Below are 17,766 nucleotides of genomic sequence, written 5' to 3' on the forward strand. Positions count from 1 at the left end.
ACCGGACGGAGCGGGAGGAGGTACTCAGCCGGCACGCTGAGTACGCGCACCGATGCGGCCGGAGGCACCGCCACGGGAGCCTGGAGCCATGAGCACACCCCAGACCCTCAAGACCACCAGCGCGTTCTACGCCCAGGCCGGCATCTCGTTCGCCGTGGCCGTCTGCGCGCTCGGCTTCGGCATCGCCTACCTGCCCGTCGACCCGTGGATGCGGGCGTTCCTGTCGATCGCCGCGCTGTTCCTGGTCACCTCGACCTTCACGCTCGCCAAGTGCGTCCGGGACGCGCAGGAGACCTCCGGGCTGACCAGCCGGCTCGACCAGGCCCGGATGGACCGGATCCTCGCCGAGCACGACCCCTTCCGGGAGCCGGTCTAACCCCAGAAGACGCGTTCGACCACCTGGCGGGCACGACGGCTGACCCGCAGGTAGTCGTCGACCATCCGGTCGGACTCCCCCGGCGGGTAGCCGCGGATGTGCGCCACCGCGGCCCGCTCCCGGGTGTCGCGGGGCAGCGAGTCGGCGGGCTTGCCACGGACCTGGGTGGTGGCGTTGCGCAGCCCGCTGGCGGTGCGCCACGCCTCGGAGAGCGCCCGGGCGTCGCTCTCCGTGAGCAGGTCGGCCTCGACGGCAGCCTGCAGCGCCTCGAGGGTCCGGGTGGTCCGCAGCCCCGCGACCCGTCCGGCGTGCCGCATCTGCAGCAGCTGGACGGTCCACTCGACGTCGGCCAGCCCGCCGCGGCCGAGCTTGAGGTGGGTGGCCGGGTCGGCCCCGCGCGGCAGCCGCTCGTCGTCGACGCGGGCCTTGATCCGCTGCACCTCGAGCACGTCGTCGGCGCTGATCCCCTGCGCGGGGAACCGGAGCGGGTCGATGAGCTCGGTGAACCGGCGGCAGAGGTCGACGTCCCCGACGATCGCGCTGGCCCGGAGCAGCGCCTGCGCCTCCCAGACCACCGACCAGTTCGCGTAGTAGCGGGCGTAGGACTCCAGGGTGCGGACCAGCGGGCCCTGCTTGCCCTCGGGCCGCAGATCGGCGTCGACCCGGAGCGCCGGGTCGGTGCCCGGCAGCGCGAGGAGCCGGCGGAACTCGTTGACGACGTCCCGCGCGACCCGGCCGGCGTCCTCCGCGGCGGCGCCGGGCACCGGGTCGTGCACGAACAGCACGTCGGCGTCGCTGCCGTAGCTCAGCTCGAACCCGCCGAGCCGGCCCATCGCGACGACCGCCACCCGGGTGGGCAGCGGCCCGCGGCGCTCGGCCTCGATGGCCAGGCCGGCCGCGACCAGGGCCGCCTCGAGGGTCGCCGCGGTCACGTCGGTGAGGGCGTAACCGACGTCGGCGACGTCGAGGAGGCCGAGCAGGTCGGCGACCGCGATCCGGAACAGCTCGCGACGGCGGATCGCGCGCACCGCGGTCACCGCCTCGACCGGGTCGACGTGCCGGCGGGCGGCGGAGGTCATCTCCTTCTGGAGAACGGCGCGGGTCAGCGGCCGCAGCGCCTCGTCGCTCGCGAGCATCCGCACCCCCTCGGGTGCCCGCTGGAGCAGGTCGGTGGCATAGCGGCTCGAGGCGAGCAGGGTGGCCAGCCGCTGGGCCACCTGGCCCTCGTCGCGCAGCGTCTGGAGGTACCAGTGCGACGACCCCAGCGCCTCGGAGATCTGCCGGAAGCCGAACAGCCCGGCGTCCGGGTTCGGTGCGTCGGCGAACCAGCCGAGCATCGCCGGCAGCAGGGTGCGCTGGATGTTCGCGGACCGCGACACCCCGCTGGTCAGCGCCTCAAGGTGCCGCAGGGCGGCCTTGGGGTCGGCGTACCCGAGCGCCGCGAGCTGCTGCTGGGCGGAGGCCGGGGACAACCGCGCCTCGTCGGCCCGGAGCTTGGCCACCGCGCCGAGCAGCGGGCGGTAGAACAGCTTCTCGTGCAGCCGGCGCACCTCGCGGCTGTGCCGGCGCCACTCCTCGTTGAGCTCCTCGACGGGCTCGCGCATGAAGCCCATCGAGCGGCCCAGGCGGCGCAGCGCGTCGTGGTCCTCGGGCAGCACGTGGGTCCGGCGCAGCTGCCACAGCTGCATCCGGTGCTCGAGCGTGCGCAGGAACCGGTAGGCGCCGTCGAGGGCGGCGCCGTCCTCCCGTCCGACGTACCCGCCCTGGGTCAGGTGGGACAGCGCGGACAGCGTGGTGGGCGCCCGCACCGTCTCGTCGGCGCGGCCGTGCACGAGCTGCAGCAGCTGTACGGCGAACTCCACGTCGCGCAGGCCGCCCGAGCCGAGCTTGATCTGCCGCTCGGCGTGCGCGGCCGGGATGTGCTCGATGACCCGGCGGCGCATCGCCTGCACCTCGGTGACGAAGCCGTCGCGCTCCGAGGCCGACCACACCATCGGCGCGACGCGGGCGCAGAACTCCTGGCCCAGGGGGAGGTCGCCGGCCACCGGCCGGGCCTTGAGCAGCGCCTGGAACTCCCAGGTCTTGGCCCACTTCTGGTAGTAGCCCTCGTGGCTGGCCAGCGTGCGCACCAGCGGGCCGGACTTGCCCTCGGGCCGCAGCGCCGCGTCCACCGGCCAGATCGTGCCCTCTCCGGTGTGGTCCGAGCAGATCCGCATCAGGTTCGCGGCGAGCTGGGTCGCGGCGCGGATGGCCGCCTGCTCGTCGTACCCCTCGGCGGCCTCGGCCACGAAGATCACGTCGACGTCGCTGACGTAGTTGAGCTCGTGGCCCCCGCACTTGCCCATCGCGATCACGCCGAGCCGGGCGCCGTCGGCGGACGACCCGACCCGGGCCCGGGCGATGGCCAGCGCCGCGTCCAGGGTGCCGGCGGCCAGGTCGGAGAGCTCGGCGGCCACGTCGTCGACGCCCACGCCGTGCGAGAGGTCGCGGGCGGCGAGCCGCAGCAGCAGCCGTCGGTAGGCCACCCGCAGCGCGTCCACGACGACGGCGTCCTCGCCGGTCGCCACCGGTGCGGCGTCCAGCGGGTCCGCCCCCACGGCCCGCAGCAGGTCGCCACGCACCGCGAAGGCAGCCGGCCGGGTGGAGCCCAGGGCCGGGTCGGTGAGGTCGTGCCAGTGCTCGGGGTGCCGCAGCAGGTGGTCGCCGAGCGCGGTGGTCGCGCCGAGCACGGCGAGCAGCCGCATGCAGGAGCCCTCGTCGTCGACGAGCGCGTCGAGCAGCCGCTGCCGGTCCTCGACCCGGTCGGCGAGGTCCGCGAGGTAGGTGACCGCCTGGTCGGGGTCGGCGGTGGTGGCGATCAGGTGCAGGAGCTGGTCGGACGCGTCGCCGAGCCGGTCCAGGGCCGCCTCGGACTGCTCGACGTCCTGGAACCCGTGCCGGACCAGGCGTCCGGTCGAGGTGGTGCGCCGCTCGCTCCTCACCGGCCGGCTGCGTCCGCGGCGGCGGGGTCGCGGCACACGGCGGCGAAGCCGTCGGCGAGCAGCCGCCAGGTCGCGCGCAGCCGGTCGCGGGCGGCCGCCACGTCGCGGACGTAGGCGTCCACGTCGACACCGCGCTCCACCGCGTCGTCGCGGTCGTTGTCGGCCCAGGGCCCGATGATCTCCTCGCCGGCCTCGGGGTGCCACTGGACGCCCCACACCGCGGGCGCGAACCGGGCGGCCTGCAGGTCGCCGCCGGGCGTCCGGGCCAGCGCGACGGCGCCCCGGGGCAGCCGCGCGACGACGTCGTTGTTCCACTGCACGGCGGGCGTGTCGGCGCGGGCCGCGACCGGGCCGAGCAGCCGGTCGTCGTACGCCGCCTCGGTCCAGCCCACGTCGAGCACGCCGATCTGCTGCCCGCCCGGCGCCACGTCGACCTCGCCGCCGAGCGCCACGGCCACCAGCTGCAGGCCGAGGCAGATGCCGAGCACCGGGGTGCCGTCGTCGACCGCCGCCCGGGCCAGGTCCTTCACGTCGGCGAGCCAGGCGTGGTCGGCGTCGTCGTAGGCGCCCATCTCGCCGCCGAGCACGACCATCCCGGCGTGCCCGGTCAGGTCGGCGGGCAGCGGGTCACCCGCGTAGGGACGGCGTACGTCGATCGTCGACCCGGCCTCGACCAGCCACTCCCCGATCCACCCGGGAGGGCACTGGGCCTCGTGCTCGACGACCAACAGGGGCAGGGTGCTCACCGGGCGAACCTATCGCCTCGCCGTTCAGAGCCGCGGCAGCATCCGGTCGCGCTCGAAGCTGGACACCTCGATGCGGTACTCGTCCCACTCGGCCCGCTTGTTGCGCAGGAAGAAGTCGAAGACGTGCTCGCCCAGGGTCTCGGCGAGCAGCTCGGAGCTCTCGGCGACCGCGATCGCCTCGGCGAGGGTCTTCGGCAGCGGGTCGATGCCGAGCGACTTGCGCTCCCGCTCGGTCAGCGACCACACGTCGTCCTCTGCCTCGCGCGGCAGCTCGTAGCCCTCCTCGATGCCCTTCATGCCGGCGGCGAGGATCACCGCGAACGCGAGGTAGGGGTTGGCCGCCGAGTCGATCGTGCGCAGCTCCATCCGGGTCGACTGGCCCTTGTTGGGCTTGTACATCGGCACCCGGATCATCGCGGAGCGGTTGTTGTGCCCCCAGCAGATGTACGACGGCGCCTCGCCGCCCCACATCAGCCGCTTGTAGGAGTTCACCCACTGGTTGGTGACCACCGAGATCTCGGCGGCGTGCGTGAGGATGCCGGCGATGAAGGAGCGCCCGGTCTTGGAGAGCTGGTACTCCGCCCCGGCCTCGAAGAACGCGTTGGTGTCGCCCTCGAACAGCGACACGTGCGTGTGCATGCCGGAGCCGGGGTGCGTGGTGAACGGCTTGGGCATGAAGGTCGCCCAGATGCCCTGGCTGAGCGCCACCTCCCGCACCACGGTGCGGAACGTCATGATGTTGTCGGCCGTGGACAGCGCGTCGGCGTAGCGCAGGTCGATCTCCTGCTGGCCCGGGCCGCCCTCGTGGTGGGAGAACTCCACCGAGATACCCATCGCCTCGAGCATCGTGATCGCCTCGCGGCGGAAGTCCGAGCCCATGCTCTGCGCGGTGTGGTCGAAGTACCCGCTGCGGTCCACCGGCACCGGCTCACCGCCCGGCGTAGGGGTGTCCTTGAACAGGTAGAACTCGATCTCGGGGTGCGTGTAGAACGTGAAGCCGTTCTCTGCGGCCTTCGACAGGGTGCGCTTCAGCACGTACCGCGGGTCGGCGTACGACGGCGAGCCGTCGGGCATCACGATGTCGCAGAACATCCGCGCCGTGCTGGGGCCCTCGCCGCGCCACGGCAGGATCTGGAAGGTCGAGGGGTCCGGCTTGGCGAGCATGTCCGCCTCGTAGACCCGTGCGAAGCCCTCGATCGCGGAGCCGTCGAAGCCGATGCCCTCGCTGAACGCGCCCTCGAGCTCGGCCGGTGCGATCGCGACCGACTTGAGGTAGCCGAGCACGTCGGTGAACCAGAGCCGCACGAAGCGCACGTCACGCTCCTCGAGTGCGCGGAGCACGAACTCCTCCTGCTTGCCCATCGGGACGCCTCCCTCTCTGTGGTTGCTCGGTGCCGGACCGCGGTCAGTGTGACGCGCGCATGTTTCTGCGAGGTAAACGGGCCCCGACCCGGCCGAGCCGCTCCCGGGCGGCGAGGACCGCGGCCTGCCGGCGGCTGATCGGCTTGAAGCCGTGCCCGATCATCCGGGGCGGGTCCAGGACGGCCCGCACCCGGACCCGCTCGAAGCCCTCGAAGAACACCTCGCGGACGGCCCGCCGGCTGAACCGGTAGTAGTCGAAGCGGTAGTGCACCCGGTACGTCGCGGTGGCCGCGCCCTGGTCCTCGGGACGCTTCGCGAACCCCGGGACGCACACCACCAGGAGGCCGCCCGGCTTCAGCACCCGGTGCATCTCGGCGATCGACAGCCAGAACTTCCGGTCGTGCTCGTGCACCGCGCAGGACATCACCAGGTCGAAGCTGTTGTCCTTGAACATGTGCATGTCGTTGGAGCTGCCCACGACGTGCCGGATGCCGGTGTCGGTGGGCTGCTCCACCAGGTTGATGCACCACCGCTCGGCGCCCCGGATCTCCCGGGAGCGCAGCAGCGAGTTCGCCCCGACGTACCCCCCGACCTCCAGGGCACGCTGCGGACGGATCCCGGCGCGTCGCACGATGCGGTGCATGCGGCGCTGGATCAGCGGGTTCGGCATCAGGCCTCCGGGACGTTGCGGCGCAGGTCGTCCAGCCACACCCGCGCGTTCCCGTCCGAGGGTGCCCGCCAGTCCCCGCGCGGGGACAGCGACCCGCCGGGCAGCACCTTGGGGCCGTTCGGGAGGGCGGAGCGCTTGAACTGGCTGAACGCGAAGAACCGCTGCACGAAGACCTCGAGCCACCGGCGGATCGTGGCCAGGTCGTAGGCCACCCGACGGTCGCTGTCGAAGCCCGGCGGCCAGTCGCCGGCGTCCGCGTCGCACCACGCGTGCCTGGCCAGGAAGGCGATCCGGCTCGGCGGGAAGCCGTGCCGCAGCACGTGGAAGAGCGTGAAGTCCTGCAGGGCGTAGGGCCCGATCGAGTCCTCGGTGCTCTGCGGACGCTCGCCCGCGGCGACCGGGACGAGCTCCGGCGAGATCTCCTGGTCCAGGATCTCCCGGAGCACGGCACCCACCTCGGCGTCGAACTGCCCGGTCCCGATCACCCACCGGATCAGGTGCTGGATCAGCGTCTTGGGCACCCCGGTGTTCACCGCGTAGTGCGACATCTGGTCGCCGACGCCGTAGGTGCACCAGCCCAGGGCGAGCTCGGAGAGGTCGCCGGTGCCGAGCACGATGCCGCCGCGGTGGTTGGCCAGCCGGAACAGGTAGTCGGTGCGCAGCCCGGCCTGGACGTTCTCGAACGTCACGTCGTAAACCGGCTCGCCGTCGGAGAACGGGTGGTCCAGGTCGTCGAGCAGCTGGCGGGCCGCCGGCCGGATGTCGATCTCCTCGAAGGTGACCCCGAGGGCCTGCGCGAGCCGGGTCGCGTTCGCCTTGGTGCCGTCGCTGGTCGCGAAGCCCGGCAGCGTGAACGCGTGGATGTCGCTGCGCGGGCGGTCCAGCCGGTCCATCGCGTTCGCCGCGACGATCAGCGCGTGCGTCGAGTCCAGGCCCCCCGGAGACCCCGATGACGACCTTGGGGTGCCCGATCGCCGCCAGCCGCTGCTCGAGCCCGGACACCTGGATGTTGTAGGCCTCGTAGCAGTCCAGCGCGAGCCGTTCCGGGTCGTCCGGGACGAACGGGAACCGGTCGACCCGGCGGCGCAGGCCGATGTCGCCGGCCGGCGGGGCGAGGGTGAGCTCGACGACCCGGAAGTCGGCCTCGGCGGTGCCCGCCGCGCGCCGGTTGTCGTCGAAGGTGCCCTGCCGCAGCCGCTCCTGGCGGATCCGGGTGAGGTCGACGTCGACGGTCGTCCGCCGGGGACCGTCGGGGAAGCGCTCGGTCTCGCCGAGCAGCTCGCCGACCTCGTAGACCATCGTCTGGCCGTCCCAGGACAGGTCGGTGCTGGACTCCCCCAGACCGGCCGCGGCGTACAGGTACGCCGCCAGGCAGCGCATCGACGCGGAGCGGACCAGCAGCCGGCGGTCCTCGGCGCGGGCCACCGTGATCGGCGAGCCGGAGATGTTCGCGAGCACGGTGGCGCCGGACAGGGCGGCGTGCGAGCTCGGCGGCACCGGCACCCACATGTCCTCGCAGATCTCGACGTGCAGCACGAGGCCGGGGAGGTCGGTGGCGCGGAACATCAGGTCGACCCCGAACGGGACGTCCTCGCCGCCCAGCCGCACCACGCCGCCGCGCAGCCCCTCCCCCGAGGCGAAGTGCCGGCGCTCGTAGAACTCCCGGTAGTTCGGCAGCATCTGCTTCGGCGTGACGCCGAGGACCCTTCCCCGGTGGATCACCACCGCGCAGTTGTAGAGCCGGGTCCCCTGGCGCAGCGGGGCCCCGACGACGAGCACCGTCATCAGGTCCGCCGACGCCGCGACGAGGTCGGCGATCGCGGCCTCCACCGCGTCGAGCAGCGTCTCCTGCAGCAGCAGGTCGTCGATCGCGTAGCCGGTCAGGCAGAGCTCCGGGAAGATCGCCACCGCGGTGCCCTCCGCGTGGCAGGCGCGGGCCTGCTCCAGGACCGCCTCCGCGTTCGCGTGCGGGTCGGCGATCACGGTGTGCAGCGTGCAGGCAGCCACCCGCGCGAAGCCCTGGGCGTAGGCCGAGTCGAAGTCCACGGGGGGCGAGTCTGCCAGTGCCGTCCCGTCCGGCGGGCAGTGAGCGACGACACACCCCCGCCGGCCGGGTCCCGGGACTAGCCTGAGAGGCGGTCCGGGGACTCCGCACGGGAGCCTCGAGAACACGTTCGGAGGACGCCATGAGTGACACCGGGAGCGAGACGACCGCGCCGTACGGCGCCGGGGCGGCGAAGCCGGCCGCGCCGGCCACCCGTCGGGTGCGCACGCACCACCTGCGCGAGATGAAGGAGCGCGGCGAGAAGTGGGCGATGCTCACGGCCTACGACATGTACACCGCCGCGACCTTCGACGAGGCCGGCATCCCGGTGCTGCTCGTCGGCGACTCCGCGTCCAACAACGTCCTCGGCAATGACACGTCGCTCCCGGTCACCGTCGACGAGCTGATCCCGCTGGCCCGGGCCGTGAGCCGCTCGGTGCACCGCGCCCTGGTCGTCGCCGACCTGCCGTTCGGGTCCTACCAGGGCTCCGCGGAGCAGGCCTTCCACACCGCGGTCCGGTTCATGAAGGAGGCCGGCGCGCACGCGGTGAAGCTCGAGGGCGGCGCCGAGATGGCCGCGCAGGTCGAGCTGTGCACCCAGGCTGGCATCCCGGTGATGGCGCACATCGGCTTCACCCCCCAGTCCGAGCACAACCTCGGCGGCTACCGCGTGCAGGGCCGCGGCGAGACCGGCCGTCGGCTGCTCGCGGACGCGCAGGCGATGGAGGCGGCCGGGGCGTTCGCGGTCGTCATGGAGATGGTGCCCGGCGACGTCGCCGCCGAGATCACCAAGACGCTGAGCATCCCCACGATCGGGATCGGCGCCGGTATCGACTGCGACGCGCAGGTCCTCGTCTGGCAGGACATGGCCGGCCTGCGGACCGGCCGGCTGCCGCGTTTCGTCAAGCAGTACGCCGACCTGCACGGGGTGCTGCTCGGGGCGGCGCAGGCGTACGCCGCCGACGTGGCCTCCGGCGCCTTCCCGGGGCCCGAGCACACCTTCTGAGCCGCAGCCTCAGGCGCCGACGCCGAGAAGCACCAGGAACCACACCACGACCGCGACGACCGGGAGGGCCACGACGGCCACCGGTCGTCGCGTGAACCACCGGCAGCCGAGCACGAACAGGGCCAGCCAGACCAGCGGCAGCAGCACGCTGCAGACCAGCCCCGGCACCACGAAGGCGGTGTAGCCGTAGAGGAAGGCCGCCACGGCCAGGCCGCCGATGCCCAGGAACGGGCCGGACTTCTCGAGGTCCTGCGTCACGCCTGCGACGGGGTCAGTCCTCGGCCGCGGCGTCGTCGTTCCACTTCGGGTCGGTGTCCCAGTCCTCGTTGCGCTCCTCGACCTTGTCGAGCGCGTGGGACGCCTCGGCCGCGGTGGCGTAGGGACCGAGGCGGTCCTGGTTGCGGCAGCCGTCGCGACCCTCGACCTTGTGGTGGGTGAGGCAGAACCAGAACTGCTCGTCGTCGCTCATCTGCTCGCTCCTCGCTGCTCGCCTGACGTCCGGGGCACGATCAGGTCGCCGGTGCCCGCTGCTGTGGAAACTACACTCGCCGCGTGAGTGCCGTCGCCCCTGCCGTGGTGTCCCCCCGTCGCGCCGTCCCCGCGAGCATCCCGCGCCCGGAGTACGTCGACCGGCCGGCCCCGGCGCCGTACGACGGGCCGGAGGTGAAGGACGCCGGCACCATCGAGCGGATGCGGCACGCCGGCCGGGTCGCCGCGCAGGCGCTGCAGCTGGTCGGCAGCCACGTCGCGCCGGGGATCACCACCGACGAGCTCGACCGGATCGGCCACGAGTTCCTGGTCGGCCAGGGCGCCTACCCCTCGACGCTCGGCTACCGCGGCTTCCCCAAGTCGCTGTGCACCAGCGTCAACGAGGTGGTCTGCCACGGCATCCCGGACAGCCGGGTCGTCGAGGACGGCGACATCGTCAACATCGACATCACGGCGTACGTCGACGGGGTGCACGGCGACACCAACGCGACGTTCCTCTCCGGCGACGTCGACGAGGAGTCCCGGCTGCTCGTGGAGCGCACCGAGGAGTCGCTGCGCCGGGCGATCAAGGCGGTCCGCCCGGGCCGGTACGTCAACGTCCTGGGCCGGGTCATCGAGTCCTACGCGAAGCGGTTCGGCTACGGCGTCGTCCGCGACTTCACCGGGCACGGCATCGGCACCGCGTTCCACTCCGGGCTGATCGTGCCGCACTACGACGCGGCGCCGATGTACGACATCCTCATCGAGCCGGGCATGACGTTCACCATCGAGCCGATGATCAACCTCGGCACCCACGAGTGGGAGATGTGGGACGACGGCTGGACCGTGGTGACCCGGGACGGCTCGCGCTCCGCGCAGTTCGAGCACACCCTGCTCGTCACCGACGACGGCGCCGAGATCCTCACGCTGCCGTGAGGGCGCCGGCCTCAGACGAGGTCGTCGAGGCGGCCGGACCGCTCCGCGATCCGCCGCTCGACCCGCAGCACGCCGGCCTCGTGCTCCACGTCCCCGGACATCACCGCGGCCAGCCGCATGTGCGGCAGCGCGTCGGCGAACTTCGACTGGCGCTCCAGCACCCGTCCCAGGGCGTAGCGCGCCCACAGGTCGGTCGGGCACTCCTCGACCAGCACCGTCAGCTCGTCCTCGGCGCGGCGCAGCTGGGCGCTCTGGAAGTACGCCCAGGCCCGCAGCGTGCGCAGGCCGGTCGACTCGGGCTCGGCGTCGATGGCCGGGTCGAGCAGGGCGATCGCGCCCCGCGGGTCGCGGTCCTCGAGCAGCCGCCACGCCAGGTGGTAGGCGTCGGCGGGGTGGGCCGTGAAGGCCGGTGGGCTGAAGTTCATGGTCACGTCTCCAATCACCTGGACGAACGCATGGTCCCTCCCCCAGATTCCCGCGCCTCCCCCGGCCCACGGCGGCGGCTCGCCGTACGACGGTGGCGGACCGCCGTACCCGGGCAAAGAAGTCGGCGTTCGCCCGCGCGGCGCGGCGCCCGGCCCCTAGGGTCAGCCTCCTGTCCACGCACCACCCGGGGGATCCACGCATGCTCGTCCGACGGCACTACGCCGTACCTGTCCTGGTCCTGGCCCTCCTCGTCGCCGCGAGCGTGCTGCTCGGCCTCGGCGCCGCGCCGGCCGGCGCGGTCACCGACCGGGACTGCGGCGACTTTGCCACCCAGGCGGCCGCCCAGACCTTCTTCCTCGCGCACAGCCCGGGCAGCGACCCGCACCGCCTCGACGCCGACGGGGACGGCATCGCCTGCGACTCCAACCCGTGCCCGTGCTCGACCCGCCGGACGTCCCCCGCGGGAGCGGCCGCGGCGGCGGTCCGCGCGACCGTCGTGCAGCACGCCCGGGTGGCGAGCGTCGCGGACGGGGACACGGTCGACGTCCACCTCGTCGGCGGTGCCTACCGCCGGGTCCGGCTGGTCGGCATCGACACCCCCGAGGTCTACGGCGGCGTCCAGTGCGGCGGCCCGGAGGCGTCCGCGGCGATGAAGCGGATGCTGCCGGTGAGCACCCGCGTGCGGCTGGTCTCGGACCCTACCCAGGCGAGCGTCGACCGCTACGGCCGGCTGCTCCGCTACGTCAGCCGGGTCTCCGACGGCCGGCAGGTGAACCGCGCACAGGTGTACCTCGGCAACGCCCGGGTCTACGTGTACGGCGGGGTGCCGTTCCAGCGCACCCACGAGTTCCGGGTCGCCCAGGCCGCCGCGAAGGCCGCGCCGCGAGGTCTCTGGCGCACCTGCCGCTGAGCCGGAGGCAAGGGCGAGGGATGAGCCGGCCTGTAGGCCGGGTTCTGTCTCCGCGCGCCTCGCGGCGCCACGGTCGGCGACCATCCATCTAGGGCTGCCGTTGCCGACAGCCTCGTGCGGTCTACCCGTGAGCTCGGGCGGGCCGCCCTCGAACGCTCACGCGGGAAGCGAGCTTCCCTTCTTGACCTTGCTCCAGGTGGGGTTTACCGAGCCGCTCCGGTCGCCCGGAGCGCTGGTGGTCTCTTACACCACCGTTTCACCCTTACCACCGTGCAGGCACGGTGGCGGTCTGTTCTCTGTGGCACTGTCCCGCGGGTCACCCCGGGTGGGAGTTACCCACCACCTTGCCCTGTGGAGCCCGGACCTTCCTCGACGAGTCTCCTCGCCGCGGCCGCCCGGCCGGCTCATCCGAGAGCAGTCTAGGGGGCGCGGGGAGTGGTGCCGACACGCTCGACCCGCCGGAGGTCCGGCTCGACCTGTACCCAGGCCCGGGTCGAGGTTCACTTGGGCCCGGGTCGAGGTTCACTTGGGCCCGGGTCGAGGTTCACTTGGGCCCGGGTCGGGGTGTGCTCAGAGCTCGAAGCGGACGGTCCTGCTGGCGATGTCGGCCTGGACCAGGCGGACCTCGACGTCGGTGCCCAGCGGCAGCGCGGCGGCCGAGGTCACGTGCGCCTCGATCGCGGGCTGCTGCACCACCACGTCGCCCCGCTTCGGGTCCTCGTCGTCGACCTGCACCACGACCCCCGGGAAGGTCTGCCCGACGTTGGGGTGCAGGACGGCGGCCTCCACCAGGTCGAGCACCGCGCGCTCGTACTGGTGTGCCCGGCGGCCCGAGTCCTGCAACGTCCGGGGCAGCGCCTCGAGCCGCTCGAGCACCCACGGGGGGCACCTCGGTCCCGGCGCACAGCGCGAGGCAGACCTCGCCGGCGTACCGGTCGCCGAGCCGGCGCAGCGGGGCGGTCACGTGGGCGTACTCCGAGGCGAGCGCGGAGTGCTCGGGCTGCTCGGGGGTCTCGCCGTTGAAGGCCACGTATCCGGACCCGCGCAGCAGCCGGGTGCTGGCCACGATCATCGCGGCGTGGCTGGGCTCCTCGGGGTGCAGGGAGCGGATGAAGTCGGGGTAGAGCAGCTCGGCGGGCCACTCGATGTGCAGCGCCTTGGCGGTGCGGTGCATCCGCTGCAGGTCGCGCGGGTCCGGCGGCGGCAGCGTGCGCAGCAGGCCGACCCGGGCGTAGACCATCAGGGACGCGGCGGCCATCCCGGTGAGCAGGGAGATCTGCGCGTTCCACTCCTCGACCGGGAGCATCCGTCGGAAGGTCAGCGACCACCGCTCGCCGTCGATGTCGATCTCCTGCTCGGGCAGCGGCAGGGACACCCCACCGCGCGCGGCCTCCCGCTTCCGGCGCAGCTCGCCGACCTCGCCCAGCAGCACGAACAGCTCGTCGGCGGTCCCGGCGTCGAGGTCCTTCTGGATGCCGGCGTAGTCGAGCTTGGCCCGGCTGCGGACCACCGCGCGGACCACGTCGACGTCGGTGCCCTCGCCGTCGGCGTCCACCTTGATCGTCCAGAGCAGCGCCGGGCGGTCCTGGTCGGGCAGCAGCGAGGCAGCGGCCTCGGACAGCACCTTGGGGTGCAGCGGGATCTTGGAGTCGGCGGCGTAGAACGTCTCGCCCCGCCGGTTGGCCTCCTCGTCGACCGGGTCGCCCGGGGTCACGAAGGCCGCGACGTCGGCGATCGCGTAGTGCACGACGTACCCGGTCCCGTCACGCTCGATGTGCAGCGCCTGGTCGAGGTCCATCGACGTCTCGGGGTCGATCGTCACGAACGGGATGTCGGTGCGGTCCAGGTCGGGCAGCCGCGGGGAGCTGGCCGCCGCCTGCGCCGCCTGCTCGACCTCGGCCGGGAACTCCGGGTGCACCCCGAGGTCCTGCTGGATGGCGGTGATCCCGGCGCGCAGCGTGTCGCCGTCTGCGTGCAGGACCCTCACGACTCGTCTCGGCACAGCTGGTCACCCCTCGCACGTGTAGGTGCCGGCCAGCATAAGGTGACGCGGTGCTGATCCTGCTGCCCCCGTCGGAGGGGAAGACCTCCCCGCGCCGCGGCAAGCCCCTCGACCTGGCCTCACTGTCGTTCCCCGAGCTGGAGCAGCACCGCGCGGAGGTCCTCGACGCCCTCGTCGCCCTGTGTACGACGGACGTGCCGGCCGACGCGGCCCGGGTGCTCGGGCTCGGCACCACCCAGACCGCCGACGTCGCGGCGAACGCGCGGCTGCCGACGGCCCCGACGGCGCGCGCGGACACGGTCTACAGCGGCGTGCTCTACGAGGCGCTCGGGCTCGGCTCGCTGACCGGTGCGGCGCGCCGGCGGGCCACGTCCTGGCTCGCGGTGACCTCCGGCCTGTTCGGGCTGCTCCGCCCGGCGGACCGGGTCCCGGCCTACCGGCTCTCCGGCGACGTGTCGCTGCCCGGTACTGGCACCGTGTCGACGTACTGGAGCCGGCGGCTCGACGAGAGCGTGCGCGCGGTCGCCGGTCGTGGCCTGGTGGTGGACCTGCGCTCCTCGACGTACGCGTCGTTCTGGCGGCCGGCGCCCGACCTGGCCCGCAAGGTCGTGACGCTGCGCGTGCTGCACGAGGTCGATGGCACCCGCAAGGCGGTCTCGCACTTCAACAAGGCGACCAAGGGCCGCCTCGTGCGCGCGCTGCTGGAGGACGGCACCGCCCCCGCCACCCCGGCCCGGTTCGCCGCGCACCTGCGCGCGCTCGGCTGGACCGTCGAGGAGGGCCCGGCCGGACGGCACGGCACCCAGCTCGACGTGGTCGTCAGCGACCTGTGAACGCGGCGTCCGTCGGGCGCGCGTTGAACATCCGCAGCGCGGCGTTGCCGTCGGCGAAGTAGGACAGCACCGTCACCGACGCCGGAGCCATCTCCATCCGGTAGACCGACTCCAGCGGGGCGCCCAGCGCGTGCGCGACGAGCACCTTGATCGGCGTGACGTGGCTGACCGCGAGGACCGTGCGGCCGCCGTACTCGGCGAGCAGCCGCTCGAGCCCGGCGAGCACCCGCTTCTCCACGACCCGGAACGACTCGCCCCCGCCGGGCGCGTGGTCGAGCGAGCCCAGCCAGGCGTCCAGGTCGTCGGGGTGCCGCTCGCGGATCTCCGCGAAGGTCATCCCGTCCCAGCTCCCGAACTCCATCTCCGCGAGCCCGGGCTCCACGACCAGCGGCTTGTCGAGCCGCTCGGCGAGGATCTCGGCGGACTCCCGTGTGCGGCGGACGGGCGAGGCCACGACCGTGTCGATCTCGCCGGCCAGCGGGGCGAGCCAGTCGCCGGTGGCCCGGACCTGCGCCCGGCCCTCCTCGACGAGGCCGGGGTCGCTGCCGCCGAGACCGCCGGAGAAGCGCTTGTCCAGGGTGTGCCCGGTGACGCCGTGCCGGACCAGCACCAGGGTGGTGGCGGCACCGCCGGGCGACCAGCCGCGCTGCTCGGTGGCCGACGCGGCCGGTGCCTGCGCCGGGGCCTGCGCCTCGACGGCGGTTTGCGCGGGCCGGCCGGACGCCTGCGCGTCGAGCGCCGCGTTGAGGATCCGGTCCGCGTGCTTGTTCTGCTCGCGCGGGATCCAGGTGTACGTCGTCCCGGCCGGCGCCAGCGCACGGGCCCGCTCGGCCAGCGCGCGCATGTCCTGGTGCTTGATCTTCCAGCGTCCCGACATCTGCTCGACGACCAGCTTGGAGTCCATCCGCACCTCGAGCCGCGCGCCGGGGGTGTGCTCCCGGTAGAGCTCGAGGCCGGCGACCAGGCCGGAGTACTCCGCGACGTTGTTGGTCGCGACCCCGAGGTACTCCGCCCGCTCGGCGATCACCTCACGGGTCTCCGCGTCGAGCAGCACGGCGCCGTACGCCGCCGCCCCGGGGTTGCCGCGCGAACCGCCGTCGGCCTCGATCAGGACGGAGCGGGACACCATCAGATGCCGGACTCCGCGGTGCGCACCAGGATCCGGTTGCACTCCTCGCAGCGGATCACCTCGTCGAGCGGCGCCTTGGCGATCACGCCCAGGTCGTGGGCGTTGAGCTGCAGGCTGCAGCCGGTGCACTGCCGGGCCCGCAGCACGGCGGCCCCGACGCCGCCCTTCTGGGCGCGCACCTTCTCGTAGAGCGCGAGCAGGTCGGCCGGCACGCCGGTCGCGGTGACCTTCCGCTCGGCGGTCACGGACTCGGCCTCCCGGGTGATCTCGGCGGCGGCGGCGTCCCGGCTGGTGACCAGCGCGGCCGACCGGGCGTCGATCTCCGCGAGCCGGTCGGCGATCCGGGACTGCTCGGCCTGCGCGGCCTCGAGCTGCTCCATCACGTCGAGCTCGGTGTCCTCGAGCTCGCTGATGCGGCGGGTCAGCGAGACCAGCTCCTGCTGCATGTGCGCGAGGTCCTTGGGGTTGGTGATCAGCCCCTGGTCCATGCGCTCCTGGTCGCGCTTGCGCCGGGTCTTGACCTGCTCCACGTCGGAGTCGGCTTTGCGCTGCTCGCGGGTCAGGTCCTCGACCTTGATGGTGGCGTCGCGACCGTGGTCGACGAGCTCGGCCCGCTCGGCGGCGAGGGTGGCGATCTCCTGCGTCTCCGGGAGGCTGCGCAGCCGGTGCCCCAGCAGGTCGATCCGGGCGTCGAGCTCCTGGACGTCCAGGAGCTTCAGCTGGGAGAAAGCGTCGGCCTTCAGGGTGTTCTCCTCGTATGGAAGTGGGGTGTGCGTCCAGATGGTCTCACCGGCGGGCCGGTCGATCCACCCGGAAGGTCCACGGGTCGGTGACGATGTCGCTGACCCGGGTCTCCACCGTATCCCCCAGCGCTGCCGTGGCCGCCAGCAGTTTGCGCTCGACGACCGGGAGCCAGGTCCACTCCGCGGCCCAGTGCGCCACGTCGACCAGTGCCGGACCGCCGTGCTCGAGGAACTCCCCGGCCCGGTGGTGCCGCAGGTCGGAGGTGAGGTAGACGTCCGCGTCGGTGCCGAGGACGGTGTCGAGCATGAAGTCCCCGGCCCCGCTGCCGACCACCACCGTCTCGACGGTCCGGTCCGGGTCCCCCGCCACGCGGACCCCGTGCGCGGTACCGGGCAGCGCGGCGTCCACCCGGGCCGCGAAGTCCCGCAGCGTGGTGGGTGCGGCCAGCCGGCCGATCCGTCCGTGGCCGCGCGTCGCGCGGCGCTCGTCGGCCGCGGCGCCGTCCTCCTCCACGACCACGCGGGGGTCCACGATCCCGACGGCCCGGGCCAGCGACTCGTTGACCCCGTCGGCGGGGACGTCGGCGTTGGTGTGCGCGGTGAACAGCGCGGTGCCGGACCGGATCAGCCCGTGCAGCACCCGGCCCTTGGGGGTGGTGGCGGCGACGCCGTGCACCGGCGTGAGCAGCAGCGGGTGGTGGCAGACGATCAGGTCGGCACCCCACTCGGCGGCCTCGGCCACCACGGTCGGGGCCGGGTCGACGGCGAGCAGCACCCGCGCGACCGGCTGGTCGGGGTCGCCGCAGACCAGGCCGACCGCGTCCCAGTCCGCGGCCCAGGCCGGGTCGTACCAGCCGTCCAGCAGCGCGGTCAGGTCCGACAGGCGCAGGGTCATGGCGGCGAGCCTAGAGGACCTGTGAGGGTCTTCTGGAGGGAGCGGTGGGCGCAGCAGGGATCGAACCTGCGACCACCTCGTTGTAAGCGAGGTGCTCTACCGCTGAGCTATACGCCCGAGACGCCGGGGACCGGCGAAGCGCGGGTCAGCCTACGCGAGCGCGCGGACCGGCCACAAAAACAAACAACGACCGCTGGCGTCTCGGGTCACCAGCGGTCGTTGCAAGCACTATTCAACTA

The 17,766-nt window shown here is 73.2% G+C and carries 16 protein-coding genes, 1 tRNA gene, 1 other RNA gene and 1 pseudogene; 5 read left to right on the forward strand and 14 right to left on the reverse strand.

The genetic code is table 11. The annotated features are described in order from the left end of the window. Positions 1-88: 88 nt before the first annotated feature. Entirely contained in the window at positions 89-376 is a 288-nt protein-coding gene (locus tag KRR39_RS12560) for a YiaA/YiaB family inner membrane protein (protein WP_216937341.1), read from the forward strand. Here the strand turns inward: KRR39_RS12560 and KRR39_RS12565 are convergent. From KRR39_RS12565 to KRR39_RS12585, 5 genes and pseudogenes are all read right to left on the reverse strand, one after another. After that, a complete protein-coding gene (locus tag KRR39_RS12565) occupies positions 373-3,357 on the reverse strand; it encodes a bifunctional [glutamine synthetase] adenylyltransferase/[glutamine synthetase]-adenylyl-L-tyrosine phosphorylase (RefSeq protein WP_216937342.1) in 2,985 nt (994 codons plus the stop codon). The two genes, KRR39_RS12560 and KRR39_RS12565, sit on opposite strands and share 4 nt — an antisense overlap. Further along, the gene (locus KRR39_RS12570) at positions 3,354-4,103 is read right to left on the reverse strand and encodes a type 1 glutamine amidotransferase (RefSeq protein ID WP_216937343.1); all 750 of its coding nucleotides are present in this window, start codon (positions 4,101-4,103) and stop codon (positions 3,354-3,356) included. The genes KRR39_RS12565 and KRR39_RS12570 overlap by 4 nt, the downstream gene beginning before the upstream one ends. 24 nt (positions 4,104-4,127) lie before the next feature. After that, positions 4,128-5,465: a glutamine synthetase family protein gene (locus KRR39_RS12575; RefSeq protein WP_216937344.1), complete on the reverse strand. Its 1,338-nt coding sequence runs from the start codon at positions 5,463-5,465 to the stop codon at positions 4,128-4,130. A gap of 43 nt (positions 5,466-5,508) precedes the next feature. Next, positions 5,509-6,135 (reverse strand): class I SAM-dependent methyltransferase, encoded by a 627-nt coding sequence (locus tag KRR39_RS12580; RefSeq protein WP_216937345.1) that lies wholly within the window; start codon positions 6,133-6,135, stop codon positions 5,509-5,511. Then, positions 6,135-8,181: pseudogene (locus tag KRR39_RS12585) on the reverse strand (NAD(+) synthase). The gene KRR39_RS12580 and the pseudogene KRR39_RS12585 overlap by 1 nt, the downstream one beginning before the upstream one ends. Positions 8,182-8,321: 140 nt before the next feature. Here KRR39_RS12585 and panB point away from each other — a divergent pair. Continuing rightward, complete coding sequence (gene panB / locus KRR39_RS12590; protein ID WP_216937346.1) at positions 8,322-9,185, forward strand: 3-methyl-2-oxobutanoate hydroxymethyltransferase; 864 nt, start codon at positions 8,322-8,324, stop codon at positions 9,183-9,185. Between the two features lie 9 nt (positions 9,186-9,194). Here panB and KRR39_RS12595 read toward each other — a convergent pair whose 3' ends face one another. Together KRR39_RS12595 and KRR39_RS12600 are read right to left on the reverse strand one after the other, a co-directional pair. Next, positions 9,195-9,443 (reverse strand): hypothetical protein, encoded by a 249-nt coding sequence (locus tag KRR39_RS12595; protein ID WP_216937347.1) that lies wholly within the window; start codon positions 9,441-9,443, stop codon positions 9,195-9,197. Positions 9,444-9,456: 13 nt separating this feature from the next. Next, positions 9,457-9,654 (reverse strand): hypothetical protein, encoded by a 198-nt coding sequence (locus tag KRR39_RS12600; RefSeq protein ID WP_216937349.1) that lies wholly within the window; start codon positions 9,652-9,654, stop codon positions 9,457-9,459. Between the two features lie 83 nt (positions 9,655-9,737). Here KRR39_RS12600 and map point away from each other — a divergent pair, with 83 nt between their 5' ends. Continuing rightward, complete coding sequence (map, locus tag KRR39_RS12605) at positions 9,738-10,589, forward strand: type I methionyl aminopeptidase (RefSeq protein WP_216937351.1); 852 nt, start codon at positions 9,738-9,740, stop codon at positions 10,587-10,589. An 11-nt stretch (positions 10,590-10,600) separates the two neighbouring features. Here the strand turns inward: map and KRR39_RS12610 are convergent, their stop codons facing one another. After that, entirely contained in the window at positions 10,601-11,014 is a 414-nt protein-coding gene (locus KRR39_RS12610; RefSeq protein WP_216937352.1) for a tetratricopeptide repeat protein, read from the reverse strand. 200 nt (positions 11,015-11,214) lie between these two features. Here KRR39_RS12610 and KRR39_RS12615 point away from each other — a divergent pair, with 200 nt between their 5' ends. Then, entirely contained in the window at positions 11,215-11,925 is a 711-nt protein-coding gene (locus tag KRR39_RS12615) for a thermonuclease family protein (protein ID WP_216937354.1), read from the forward strand. 17 nt (positions 11,926-11,942) lie between these two features. Here KRR39_RS12615 and rnpB read toward each other — a convergent pair. Next, an RNA gene (gene rnpB, locus KRR39_RS12620) (RNase P RNA component class A) lies at positions 11,943-12,332 on the reverse strand. A gap of 137 nt (positions 12,333-12,469) precedes the next feature. Next, positions 12,470-13,912 (reverse strand): ribonuclease catalytic domain-containing protein, encoded by a 1,443-nt coding sequence (locus KRR39_RS26540; RefSeq protein WP_436971978.1) that lies wholly within the window; start codon positions 13,910-13,912, stop codon positions 12,470-12,472. Between the two features lie 65 nt (positions 13,913-13,977). Between KRR39_RS26540 and KRR39_RS12630 the strand changes: the two genes are divergently transcribed. Next, positions 13,978-14,760 carry a YaaA family protein gene (locus tag KRR39_RS12630; RefSeq protein ID WP_216937356.1) on the forward strand — a complete coding sequence of 261 codons (783 nt, stop codon included), beginning with the start codon at positions 13,978-13,980 and terminating at the stop codon, positions 14,758-14,760. Here the strand turns inward: KRR39_RS12630 and KRR39_RS12635 are convergent. The 4 genes from KRR39_RS12635 to KRR39_RS12650 form a co-directional block, all read right to left on the reverse strand. Then, positions 14,747-15,889 (reverse strand): bifunctional RNase H/acid phosphatase, encoded by a 1,143-nt coding sequence (locus KRR39_RS12635; RefSeq protein WP_216937358.1) that lies wholly within the window; start codon positions 15,887-15,889, stop codon positions 14,747-14,749. The genes KRR39_RS12630 and KRR39_RS12635 overlap by 14 nt on opposite strands. Then, positions 15,889-16,752, reverse strand: a complete 864-nt coding sequence (locus tag KRR39_RS26545; protein WP_436972056.1) for a zinc ribbon domain-containing protein — start codon at positions 16,750-16,752, stop codon at positions 15,889-15,891. Before KRR39_RS26545 ends, KRR39_RS12635 begins: the two co-directional genes overlap by 1 nt. Next, positions 16,676-17,527, reverse strand: a complete 852-nt coding sequence (locus KRR39_RS12645; RefSeq protein ID WP_216937360.1) for a Nif3-like dinuclear metal center hexameric protein — start codon at positions 17,525-17,527, stop codon at positions 16,676-16,678. The genes KRR39_RS26545 and KRR39_RS12645 overlap by 77 nt, the downstream gene beginning before the upstream one ends. A gap of 45 nt (positions 17,528-17,572) precedes the next feature. Continuing rightward, positions 17,573-17,644 (reverse strand) — tRNA-Val (locus KRR39_RS12650). Between the last annotated feature and the right edge of the window lie 122 nt (positions 17,645-17,766).

Origin of the sequence: Nocardioides panacis (genome assembly GCF_019039255.1) — a bacterium.
Taxonomy (GTDB): domain Bacteria; phylum Actinomycetota; class Actinomycetes; order Propionibacteriales; family Nocardioidaceae; genus Nocardioides_B; species Nocardioides_B panacis.

What these genes read in the sequence shown, in the direction of transcription:
- KRR39_RS12615 (WP_216937354.1), top strand. Translation starts at nt 11,215, where the DNA reads ATGCTCGTCCGACGGCACTACGCCGTACCTGTCCTGGTCCTGGCCCTC.
- KRR39_RS12580 (WP_216937345.1), bottom strand. Translation starts at nt 6,135, where the DNA reads ATGCCGAACCCGCTGATCCAGCGCCGCATGCACCGCATCGTGCGACGC.
- KRR39_RS12645 (WP_216937360.1), bottom strand. Translation starts at nt 17,527, where the DNA reads ATGACCCTGCGCCTGTCGGACCTGACCGCGCTGCTGGACGGCTGGTAC.
- panB (WP_216937346.1), top strand. Translation starts at nt 8,322, where the DNA reads ATGAGTGACACCGGGAGCGAGACGACCGCGCCGTACGGCGCCGGGGCG.
- KRR39_RS12560 (WP_216937341.1), top strand. Translation starts at nt 89, where the DNA reads ATGAGCACACCCCAGACCCTCAAGACCACCAGCGCGTTCTACGCCCAG.
- KRR39_RS12610 (WP_216937352.1), bottom strand. Translation starts at nt 11,014, where the DNA reads ATGAACTTCAGCCCACCGGCCTTCACGGCCCACCCCGCCGACGCCTAC.
- KRR39_RS12575 (WP_216937344.1), bottom strand. Translation starts at nt 5,465, where the DNA reads ATGGGCAAGCAGGAGGAGTTCGTGCTCCGCGCACTCGAGGAGCGTGAC.
- KRR39_RS12600 (WP_216937349.1), bottom strand. Translation starts at nt 9,654, where the DNA reads ATGAGCGACGACGAGCAGTTCTGGTTCTGCCTCACCCACCACAAGGTC.
- KRR39_RS12635 (WP_216937358.1), bottom strand. Translation starts at nt 15,889, where the DNA reads ATGGTGTCCCGCTCCGTCCTGATCGAGGCCGACGGCGGTTCGCGCGGC.